The sequence below is a fragment of the uncultured Shimia sp. genome (assembly GCF_947498095.1).
Classification (GTDB): domain Bacteria; phylum Pseudomonadota; class Alphaproteobacteria; order Rhodobacterales; family Rhodobacteraceae; genus Shimia.
This window is the reverse complement of the sequence record NZ_CANMJE010000019.1, coordinates 31,402-41,445: the sequence shown is the minus strand read 5'-3', so window position 1 is coordinate 41,445 and position 10,044 is coordinate 31,402. Positions and strand designations below refer to the sequence as shown.

The following is a 10,044-nucleotide window of genomic DNA, read 5'->3' as shown; positions in this document are numbered from 1 at the left end:
GAAACCATCATACCAATGGAACCCAGGCCGATCATGCACTAACAATCAACTTGGACCCGTCAGATAGGGCTGCTCAATTTTTCTGATGCTGACTGCGCAGAGGAAAACGAGTTCACGGGCGTTTGGACCCTATCGGGCTTTCTCGGGAAAACAAAAGTGATGACGTCTTTTGGCAACCTGCCAATTGAAGCGCTCCGCCTTCATGACCCAGTCAAAACGAGGTCTGGGCATTTTCGAAAAGTAGTTTGGGTTGACCAGTTGAGCTTGGACAGAGATTTCACTTTTGATGTTCCTGACGCGTTGCCGGTTCAAATTGGACGCGGCACTCTGGGTCCAAACCTCCCCCTGACCGATGTTTGCATGTCACCAGCACAAACCATTTTACCGACAAGACACGGCGGAAAACCTGTGCTCGCACGCGACTTGGCCGGTCGACCCCGTATTATCCGACCTTCTCTATCTAGCTTCACGTACCATTTGTTTCATTGCGGCCAGCCGGAAGATGTTCTCGTAGATGGAATATGGTGCCAGACCGCTCCATAACTCCATTCGTGTTTGGCACAACACAAGCCCCGCCATGGTTCCCAATGGAGGGTGCTGGGATAGGACAATTCGCCTCTTGCTTGTTTCGCGCCTATTGAACCATCTTTGCAAAAACCAAGTTCAGGCAACACGAATGACAAAAATTTTACGCTTAGCGAGAGTTGTGATTGTCATTGCTATTCTTGCAATAGCAGCAATCCTTTCATTTGATGCGATAGCCCAGTCCTCAACCATAGAAAAATGTGGATCAGCCAAGAGGGTCACCTGTGTCGTCGACGGAGATACGATTTGGTTCGAAGGCGAAAAGATAAGGCTCAAGGATTTCGACACCCCCGAACCAACGACGAATGTTTGCGGCGGCCAATCAGAGAAGGCACTCGCGAGTAAAGCATCTAGCCGCTTGCTTGAACTGTTGAATGAAAATGAGTTCACAATCGATCGAGATGGCAAAGACAAATATGGGCGAACGCTAGCTAAGATCAGGATCGGCGGCAAAAACGTTGGCGACATCCTTATTTCTGAAGGGTTGGCCAGAAGCTGGCCTGATGGAGATGAATTCTGGTGTGATTGAACCCGTAAAAATTGCCTGCTGCACAAGCTGTAACAAAAGTCTGATCCAACATGCGTGATTTAGCTAAACTCGACGAGTTCTTGTCTTCAAGTGATAAACCCAAAGATTGCATGACACTTTTCGAGTTGGATGGGTTCTTACATGGGATAGCTAACGGCAGGTGTGAGCCCTTTGGCTTGGTTTCTGCTTTGCGGCGAATGTCCGTATCGGGGTTTGCTTACGGGCATCTAGCTATTAGTGTTGCAAAAACCTGATAGCCATAGAGTGTACCTTCCTTGGCACGACGGCGGTATTCGGCAACTAAGCCGTTGTGCAATGCTTCGCCGATTTCTCCACGCTTCATCAGCACCTTACCGGTTTCCTCGACCCAAGGGAGCATTTGGTCATTATCCAAAACGCTCCGGCTCTGAAAACTGAGGTCTTGGACTGAAAACCCGGCGTTCGTAGCAAGCCCTTGCAATTTCGCAACCGCATGCGGGTCGGTGACGAATTCACTGACAAATACCTTGGCGCAAGCATCCAGAGGATCGTTTGGCATGTTACCCAACGACGCCTTTGAAAAGTCGGCATCGCATACAACCAAATACCCACCGGATTTCAAGACGCGACGAGCCTCAGTCAAAAGCGGTTCTGGGTCTTTAACGTGAGTAAGCACCGTATGCAAAACAAGAATATCGACTGCCCCATCATCTAGCGGCAGCGAGGCTCCATCTGCGACCACAAACTCCACATTGTCGTATTTCCCCACCCGTGCTTTTGCTTCATTTACAAAACCTACGGATGGCTCGAAGCCAATGACTCGACCGGGGTGGGCTTTCTCGGCAATACGTCGTGTGACAGCCCCCGCACCGCAGCCGACTTCAACTGTCAAACTATCTTCAGAAAATTCCAGTCTCCCAAGGTATTTTGAAACGATTTTCTCCATCGTGGGGTCAGATTGGCGTTCATCCATGGAGTCCGCAAACGCAGAAATGAACTCTTCTCCCGCAGCATCCACATTTTGAAACGGATCAGCCATATCAACTCCCCTCCAACAACTCTGGAATTTTTCACACAAGGACCGTAGCATCACCAAAGACACGCGCAAACTTTATCAAAGAAGTGTGCGACTGGAGTATCGGGGATAGCGAATGAAGCTTTGGGAGCGGAATGAATGACAAAAACGATCTCCGGAGGATGTAAATGCGGCGCGATCCGTTATCTGGGAGAGGCTTCAGATGTATCGACGTTCCGATGCTATTGTCGCGATTGTCAACGCCTCACCGGAACTGGACATTCGGAGATGTTCCCTTTGGTTGCTGCATCATTCCAGCTTGTTGGCCCTTACTCGGAATACCAAATGACTGGTGGATCAGGCCGATCCACTTGGAGCGTTTTTTGTCCAACCTGTGGCTCACCTTTGACGCGTCGAAGCGAGCGTATGGCGCACTGTGTGTATGTTCATGCGTCCTCCCTCGATGAGCCAGAAGAGTATATGCCCAGCCGATCCATCTACACCGAAGCAGCACAGACATGGGACCAGCCAAGTTTGAACCAATAGCTTGGTAAAACGTTTAACACCTTCCGGCCACCCAATGGCCGCCATTGGCGCAACCGCGGCGAAAGTTCACTTTGTCCGGATCTCGATCATAATACCGTTTTCGTCAGGGTCTGCTCACAGTCGAAGCTGCCATTGGCGCAAGGATCGGTCCATCGGCCCAGAGCCTAGGCAAGAATCTTCAGCGTACTCCGGAAAGGACTGAGACGCGCAAATTGGCCTTTACCTATTGAGCTTCACTGTAGTTAAGGGAGGTTCCAGAGGTGACTTCCAAGTAAAATCAACACCAAATGAGAAAAAGCACTTCAGATGATGCTTGTTTGGATACGGTGGGAGGCTTCGTCTGGCGCCAAGAAAGCTTACCTAACGACATCGGACAATTCACCACATTCCGACATTGGAATACTTCTGCGATAATCTTCTTGCCTGTTATTAGGCTCGTGAGTGGTATTTCAATGAAGTGCGCCCCGTTGCGTCCCCGTAGCGGGGTTTTTCTTATCACAAATAGCTCATTTCGTCCTAGGCTTAGCAGTTAGCAGAGGGCTTGCAACGCTTTCAGCGGTTAAAAAAAGCGCCAACATGATTTTTAATAAGAGCAATCAACTGATATGGACTTAGCCACAATCTTCATAGCGCTCGGTGCCTTGTTTTCTGTTGGCCTCATCGCAGATCAGATTGGTCAGCGAACCCGTTTACCGAGGGTTACTTTGCTCTTGGGCTGCGGGCTCATTGCGGGCGACTCAGGGCTCAGCCTGATCCCAACCGACCTCAGCGCTTGGTACGAAATGTTGTCGATTTCGGCGCTGACTCTGGTTGCCTTTCTGCTCGGCAGCTCACTCACCAAACGCAACCTTGCTGAACACGGAAAGCAGATTCTATTTATCTCGATTTCAATCGTTCTGTTTACAATTGCATTTGTAGCAATGGGGCTTTGGCTTATGGGGTTGGATCTAGGGGTTGCCCTGATTCTTGGAGCAGTCGCCACAGCAACGGCACCTGCTGCAACTCAAGACGTCATCCGGCAATCCGGTGTGGACAACACCTTCACGCGCACATTGAAAGGCGTCGTGGCTATAGATGATGCGTGGGGCCTCATCGCTTTTGGGTTCATAATTGTTTTCGTGGAGTCTCTTGGAGGCCAATCTGACACCAATGCCTTGTTCGGAGTACTCTATGAACTTGGTGGCTCCATTGCACTCGGTCTGGTCATTGGAATGCCTGCTGCCTTCCTCACCGGTCGGCTATCAAAGGGTCAACCGTTGCAGATTGAAGCGCTAGCACTTGTGTTCCTAACCGCAGGTTTATCGCTCCAATTTCAGCTTTCTTACCTTATCAGCGGCATGACCGCTGGCATGGTCATCGTAAATACTGCTCGCCACCACACTAAAGCGTTTCATGAAATCGAGCACATTCAATGGCCATTCATGATTTTGTTTTTCCTCCTTGCGGGTGCATCCTTAGATTTAGGCGACCTCAAAACGGTGGGCATCGTCGGTGGTGCGTATCTTACCCTTCGGTCAGTCGCACGCGTTTTCGGTGGGTGGGTCGGCGCACGCCTCGGAAACGCTCCGGTGGCACAACGTCCTTGGTTTGGGATCGCTTTAATGCCGCAAGCGGGGGTAGCAATCGGTATGGCACTGGTTGCAAGCAAGCACTTCCCACAATGGTCAGAATCGATCATGGCTTTGACTGTTAGCACTACAATTGCCTTCGAATTGATTGGGCCATTTGCGACTCTTTACGCGATCAAACGAGTTAATGCGTTAGAGGCAAAGCAAGATGTTTAGCTCCAAGCATCCATTTGGCATTGCAACACGCATTGCCGGAATGTTCAGACCTGAAGCCTTTGCCACTTAGCTGTATCAACCCAACACATTGAAGCGTACCATAACACCGATAACGCAATCAGCCTTATTAAATGATTGGTTGGGATGCTTGATCTGATGGTCGCAAATTTTCACTGACAAGCTAGAACCGAAAACCAAAGATGCGATTGTTAGCCTTGTCGATGCAGCTCGAGCCAAATTTGCGGAGATTGATCAGCTTCGCTTAGCTGAATGGTTAGAGCTAGGTAGAAAGTGTTGAGCGGCCCTCCAAACAATAGAAACTGGTGGGGCTTCGGCTCCGCTTTTCTTTGGCTCGACATTGCTCGCCTTGTCTGTCGCAGAGTTCAATTTATACCATCATTTCGGCAAACTTAGGCCCGAAAACTGTGCAAAACCTGCAGACAAGGGGCCATAGGAGTAGTCTAATGTTCACGCTATTTGCATCTATCCTATTCTTGATTTCGATATCCGGTCTGGCCATCTCGCTGTTTCGGGTGAGCGAGCAGGTGCTCAAAAATACGCAAATCTCCGAGTGGCAAGTCATACTAGAAAGGCTTTCGACATTTGAGTGGGTGTCAAAGCTGCCACACGACGAACTTCTACTAATTGCTGTGTTTCTTATTGCGTCGGCCCTATCGCTTCGCGCAATTGGTGACTCCAAGCCCCGAGTTAAAACGCCTGCTAAAAGTAACTGGCAAGTGTAGGGGTGAGCGGGGTTATCTTTCCTGTACAAAAGTATAGAAAAGGCTTTTGGAAAACCGGACTAAGAAATTGAATATCCAAAAAACAATTGTCTAGAGTAAATTCGCGCCCAGATTACGAAGACATATTGGACTGCAATCCCTCAAATCCTCAGCCTGCTTCCATAGTTCGCCCAAGTTCCGGAACTTGGCCTATTGTCTTTCATCCTACAGCAAGGCTCTTTGATCTAGGGGTCTTGAATATTTGCGACTGCTAAAAGGCCTACCAGTGCCCGACACGGAAACAGAATTTCAAGTCTAACAACAAGTAGTAAAAACTGTATCCAGATTTCAACAGAGGGAACAATTGGGGGAACATATTTTCCCTCAACTTTAAAATAACATAATAAACAATTAGTTATCGATATGTGATGGCGCACCCGAGAGGATTCGAACCTCTGGCCTCTGCCTTCGGAGGGCAGCGCTCTATCCAGCTGAGCTACGGGTGCCTGAGCGCGGGTATAGCCACCGAGACCGCGCCCCGCAATCGGATTTTGTCTTCAGGCAAACAATTCATGCGCCAGTTCCAACGCGTCGATCAGCGTGTCGACTTCGTCCGTTGTATTATAAAGCCCAAAGGAGGCCCGACAGGTCGCAGTTACGCCAAGATGATCCATCAAAGGACCGGCACAGTGATGCCCTGCCCGCACCGCAACACCCTTTTTGTCAAGGATGGTTGAGATGTCATGGGCATGCGCGGCACCATCCAGCGTAAAGGAAAAGATCGCGGCTTTGTCGACGGTTGTTCCCTGTACCTGCAGCCAGTTCAACCCACCAAGGCGCTGCATGGCATAGTCACGCAACGACGCTTCGTGCGCTGCAATGTGTTCCATACCAAGGTCCATCATGTACTCAAGTGCCACGCCCAGACCGATGGTCTGAACAATGCCTGGTGTCCCGGCCTCAAACATCATTGGAGGGTCGTTATAGATGACGCCCTCTTTCGAGACCTCTTTGATCATGTCGCCACCGCCAAGAAACGGGCGCATCTCGGCCATGCGTTCGGATTTGCAATAAATAGCGCCAGAACCGGAAGGACCGTACAACTTGTGGCCCGTGATGGCATAGAAATCGCAGCCGATGTCCTGCACATCGACAGGGGCGTGAACCGCACCTTGTGAGCCATCCACCAGCACGGGCACACCTTTGGCATGGGCGCCTTGCGTGATGGCTTTGACATCAACCATTGTGCCCAGAACGTTGGAACACTGGGTGACGGCAATCAGTTTCGTCTTTGGTGTGATGGCGTCAATCACGGCCTGCGGATCGAGCGCGCCGGTGGCGTCCACATCAACCCATTTGATCACCACACCCTGTCGCTCGCGCAGGAAGTGCCAAGGCACGATGTTGGCGTGATGCTCCATGACCGACAGGATGATCTCATCACCGGCCTGCAGGCGTGGCATGGCCCAGCCATAGGCCACCATGTTGATACCTTCGGTGGTGCCCGAGTTCAGCACAATCTCATCCTCGGACGCGGCATTCAGGAACTGTGCAATGATGCCGCGCACAGCCTCATACTTGTCGGTCGCAAGGTTAGAAAGATAGTGCAACCCTCTGTGAACATTTGCATATTCCTGAGAGTACGCTTGCGTGATTGCGTCAATCACCACCTGCGGCTTTTGCGCCGATGCGCCGTTGTCGAGATAGACCAAGGGCTTGCCATTGACCTCACGCGAAAGGATCGGAAAATCCGAACGAACCTGTTTTACATCGTACATCAGCGTATTCCCATCGCTGTCAGCCCAGTGACCGACAGAAAGAGCGACAGCCCCACTACCAGCCCCATGAGCGCCAAGACAATTGTCATAACGGCCTTGCCTCTGTCGGGAAACCCCTGAGCGACCGTGATAAAGTTAATCAAAATCCAGATGCCATACAGCCCGGCAGCCAGCGAAAACACCCCCGCCAGCATCGGCACAAACAAGAACAATGCAACAAACAGCAAATCTGCAGCACTTTGGACGCAAAAGAGCCACGCCACGAGGCTCACCAACACCGGCAAACGGGCCTGACCCTTGAGCATCTGGCCCGCCCAGAACAGCGCAAAAACCAGTACCACCGTCAACGAAAACGACGCCACAAGATAGGTAAGCGGTGTGCGAATGATCGGCACCCAGAAGTCATCCGGGACTGGCACCAGTGCGATATTAGTGAAGTAGATCAGCGTGTTCAGGATCGCTGCCAGCAACAATGCCATCCAGCCTGCCTCGCGCGACAGGTTCATCCCGGCGATCACCCGCGCGGCGTTATCTGGTGCGACGATCGTCTGCACAAAAAGGGCACGCAGAAACGTCATGCGGCAGATCTTCCGGCTTGCCAGAGGCCTGAAATCCAGAACCACATGAACAAAACGAACCAGATCAGGCCGACGACTTGCTCCTGTACGCCCGGGCCGATAAAGCCCCGCACCAAGCCGTGCAACAGTAAAACCGGAGAGGTTGCCAGAAGCGCCCAGAACATTGCAAAGCGGCTGCCATAACCGCCGCCCTTCCAGCCAAAACGCGCCAGAACAAACCCAACAATGGCTGACAAGACATAAAACAACAGTGGCGCCATGAACATCAACGCGAACAGCGAGCCCCCCATGAGTGGCCCCATGTCGATCGCCTCAAGATGCGCGCGCCGGGCGTTGAAGGGCCAGGATGCCACAAACAGCATCACACAAGCGGCCATCAGAATGACAAGCACCCTGTCCTCGCGCTGGCCCATCGCCAAATGACGCGCCACAACTTTGCGTGGCCCGCCATATGTCGCAACGATGTCGCCTATCACAGACATTAGCCGTGGCGTCTCCGAACCAGCCAACCTTCAAGACGCGTGTAGAGGTCTGCCGCAAGGGCCTCATCTTCAATCTCGTCCAAGGCTTCGGCTAGGAAGGCCAGCGTCAAAAGGTCGGTCGCCATATCATGCGGAACACCACGTGCGCGAAGGTAGAACAGAGCGTCCTCATCAATCGCACCTGACGTTGAGCCATGCGAACAGGCCACGTCATCGGCGTAGATTTCCAACTCGGGCTTGGCATAAAATTGGCTGTCTTCGTCCAGCAACAATGATTGGCTAATCTGGTAACCATCTGTTTTCTGAGCCGATTGTTTCACCAAAATCTTGCCTTGGAAAACGCCCGTCGCGCCGTTGCACAGCACCTTTTTGAACACCTGACGGCTTTCGCAGTTTACCCCTTTGTGGGTGATGAACACGGTGTCGTCGTGGTGAAAGTCCCCGTCGCCAACACAAGCGCCGGCGATATGCACCACGGCATTGTCACCAGTCAGCTCCACAACCGCTTCGTTGCGGGTCAGCACGCCGTTTGCGGTCAGCGTAAAGCTCTTGAACACAGACTCTTCACCCAGACGCGCGAACATATGTGTCACCGCGCGGCGCTCATGATCGCGACCTTGCGCACGCACATGATGCAGAGTGCCGCCATCGGCGATGTCGATCTCCATGCACTTGTTAAAACGCGCAGCCGCCGGGCCGTTTTCAAGAATGGTCAGTTCGGCGCCGGTTTCCACGCGAATAATGTGGTGCAGGAATACATCCGAAACTTCAGATTCATGCGTGTACATAAGACTGATCGGCTTGGAGACCTTGCCCGTCACACGGATCGCAACCCCATCACCGGCAAATGCGGTGTTCAGTGCTGCAAGAGGGCGTTCGACCGGAACCTGACCCGCCGCTTCCAGCGTGCCATAGAGATCTTCTGCCCAATGCTCATCTGTGCAGCAGATGTCTTCAAGGCGATCAATCTGCACGCCCTCAAGGCTGAGGTCGTCAGAGCGTTCGGCGCTATAGACCCCGTCCACAAAGACGATTTTCAGGCGATCTACCGCGTCGAACAGCGGTGTTTCGTCCATGTGAAACAACGAGGCCCTGGGGGCTTCGGTTTGCACAAAGGTGTCGGGACGTGTCCATTTCCAGTACTCATCCCGACGCTGAGGCAGACCCATCGCCCGCACGCGGGCCAGCGCGTCTTGGCGAGCCTCGGCGGTGCATCCGACGTCGGGCAGTGTCATCGACGACAACCGCCCCTCGGTCGCGGAGGTTTTCAGATCATCCAGCGCCATTACGCTGTCTCCGCCAGAATGTCGGCATACCCGTTATTTTCGACTTCGAGAGCCAGCTCGGGGCCACCGGATTTGACGATGCGGCCATCGGCCATGATGTGCACGACGTCAGGTTTAATATGGTCCAACAGGCGTTGATAGTGTGTGATAACAAGGAACCCACGTCCCTCATCCCGCAGTGCGTTAACGCCTTCGGACACCAGCTTCATGGCATCGACATCAAGACCCGAGTCGGTCTCATCCAGAATACACATCTTGGGTTCAAGCATGGCCATCTGCAGGATTTCATTACGTTTTTTCTCGCCACCCGAGAATCCGACGTTCACCGGGCGTTTCAGCATATCGGCGTCGATCTTAAGGGTTTTGGCCTTGGCCCGAACAACCTTAAGGAACTCAGCGGCGCTCATTTCTTCTTCTCCGCGCGCCTTACGTTGGGCATTCACAGCCGTGCGCAGAAAGGTCATGTTGCCCACGCCGGGAATTTCCACCGGGTATTGGAACGCCAGAAACAGGCCCGCAGCTGCGCGTTCTTCGGTTTCCATGTCCAAGAGATCGTCGCCCAAGAGCGTCGCACTGCCACCGGTCACTTCATACCCATCGCGCCCCGAAAGGACATAGGACAAGGTCGACTTGCCCGAGCCGTTTGGCCCCATGATGGCATGGACCTTGCCCGCCTCAACGGTCAGGTCGACCCCTTTGAGGATTTGCTTGTCTTCTTCTTCAAGTTTGACCTTCAGGCCTTTGATTTCCAGCATCTTTT

The 10,044-nt window shown here is 52.4% G+C and carries 10 protein-coding genes and 1 tRNA gene; 4 read left to right on the top strand and 7 right to left on the bottom strand.

Going from position 1 to position 10,044, the window contains the following annotated elements:
• The first annotated feature begins 63 nt into the window (after positions 1 to 63).
• A complete protein-coding gene (locus Q0932_RS20595; RefSeq protein ID WP_366141438.1) occupies positions 64 to 543 on the top strand; it encodes a Hint domain-containing protein in 480 nt (159 codons plus the stop codon).
• Positions 544 to 676: 133 nt separating this feature from the next.
• Positions 677 to 1,114, top strand: coding sequence for a thermonuclease family protein (locus tag Q0932_RS19355; RefSeq protein WP_299356727.1), 438 nt, complete (start codon positions 677 to 679; stop codon positions 1,112 to 1,114).
• Positions 1,115 to 1,331: 217 nt separating this feature from the next.
• Here Q0932_RS19355 and Q0932_RS19350 read toward each other — a convergent pair whose 3' ends face one another.
• Positions 1,332 to 2,132, bottom strand: coding sequence for a methyltransferase domain-containing protein (locus tag Q0932_RS19350; RefSeq protein WP_299356725.1), 801 nt, complete (start codon positions 2,130 to 2,132; stop codon positions 1,332 to 1,334).
• Positions 2,133 to 2,267: 135 nt separating this feature from the next.
• On the opposite strand from Q0932_RS19350, the gene Q0932_RS20590 reads away from it, so the two are divergent.
• Together Q0932_RS20590 and Q0932_RS19345 are read left to right on the top strand one after the other, a co-directional pair.
• The gene (locus tag Q0932_RS20590; protein ID WP_366141436.1) at positions 2,268 to 2,654 is read left to right on the top strand and encodes a GFA family protein; all 387 of its coding nucleotides are present in this window, start codon (positions 2,268 to 2,270) and stop codon (positions 2,652 to 2,654) included.
• Between the two features lie 605 nt (positions 2,655 to 3,259).
• The gene (locus Q0932_RS19345; RefSeq protein ID WP_299356723.1) at positions 3,260 to 4,438 is read left to right on the top strand and encodes a cation:proton antiporter; all 1,179 of its coding nucleotides are present in this window, start codon (positions 3,260 to 3,262) and stop codon (positions 4,436 to 4,438) included.
• 1,151 nt (positions 4,439 to 5,589) lie between these two features.
• Here the strand turns inward: Q0932_RS19345 and Q0932_RS19340 are convergent.
• The 6 genes from Q0932_RS19340 to sufC all read right to left on the bottom strand — a co-directional run bounded on the left by Q0932_RS19340 (position 5,590) and on the right by sufC (position 10,039).
• Positions 5,590 to 5,666, bottom strand: a tRNA-Arg gene (locus Q0932_RS19340).
• Between the two features lie 51 nt (positions 5,667 to 5,717).
• The gene (locus Q0932_RS19335; protein ID WP_299356722.1) at positions 5,718 to 6,938 is read right to left on the bottom strand and encodes a cysteine desulfurase; all 1,221 of its coding nucleotides are present in this window, start codon (positions 6,936 to 6,938) and stop codon (positions 5,718 to 5,720) included.
• Positions 6,938 to 7,516, bottom strand: coding sequence for a Yip1 family protein (locus Q0932_RS19330; RefSeq protein WP_299356720.1), 579 nt, complete (start codon positions 7,514 to 7,516; stop codon positions 6,938 to 6,940). Before Q0932_RS19330 ends, Q0932_RS19335 begins: the two co-directional genes overlap by 1 nt.
• Positions 7,513 to 7,998, bottom strand: a complete 486-nt coding sequence (locus Q0932_RS19325) for a YIP1 family protein (RefSeq protein ID WP_299356718.1) — start codon at positions 7,996 to 7,998, stop codon at positions 7,513 to 7,515. Before Q0932_RS19325 ends, Q0932_RS19330 begins: the two co-directional genes overlap by 4 nt.
• Entirely contained in the window at positions 7,998 to 9,284 is a 1,287-nt protein-coding gene (gene sufD, locus Q0932_RS19320; RefSeq protein WP_299356716.1) for a Fe-S cluster assembly protein SufD, read from the bottom strand. Before sufD ends, Q0932_RS19325 begins: the two co-directional genes overlap by 1 nt.
• Positions 9,284 to 10,039: a Fe-S cluster assembly ATPase SufC gene (sufC, locus tag Q0932_RS19315; RefSeq protein WP_299356714.1), complete on the bottom strand. Its 756-nt coding sequence runs from the start codon at positions 10,037 to 10,039 to the stop codon at positions 9,284 to 9,286. Before sufC ends, sufD begins: the two co-directional genes overlap by 1 nt.
• Between the last annotated feature and the right edge of the window lie 5 nt (positions 10,040 to 10,044).

Bases quoted from the DNA above. Each gene is read 5' to 3' on its own strand.
- Q0932_RS19335 (WP_299356722.1), bottom strand. From the start codon at position 6,938: ATGTACGATGTAAAACAGGTTCGTTCGGATTTTCCGATCCTTTCGCGT.
- sufC (WP_299356714.1), bottom strand. From the start codon at position 10,039: ATGCTGGAAATCAAAGGCCTGAAGGTCAAACTTGAAGAAGAAGACAAG.
- Q0932_RS19345 (WP_299356723.1), top strand. From the start codon at position 3,260: ATGGACTTAGCCACAATCTTCATAGCGCTCGGTGCCTTGTTTTCTGTT.
- Q0932_RS19350 (WP_299356725.1), bottom strand. From the start codon at position 2,132: ATGGCTGATCCGTTTCAAAATGTGGATGCTGCGGGAGAAGAGTTCATT.
- sufD (WP_299356716.1), bottom strand. From the start codon at position 9,284: ATGGCGCTGGATGATCTGAAAACCTCCGCGACCGAGGGGCGGTTGTCG.
- Q0932_RS19355 (WP_299356727.1), top strand. From the start codon at position 677: ATGACAAAAATTTTACGCTTAGCGAGAGTTGTGATTGTCATTGCTATT.
- Q0932_RS19325 (WP_299356718.1), bottom strand. From the start codon at position 7,998: ATGTCTGTGATAGGCGACATCGTTGCGACATATGGCGGGCCACGCAAA.
- Q0932_RS19330 (WP_299356720.1), bottom strand. From the start codon at position 7,516: ATGACGTTTCTGCGTGCCCTTTTTGTGCAGACGATCGTCGCACCAGAT.
- Q0932_RS20590 (WP_366141436.1), top strand. From the start codon at position 2,268: ATGACAAAAACGATCTCCGGAGGATGTAAATGCGGCGCGATCCGTTAT.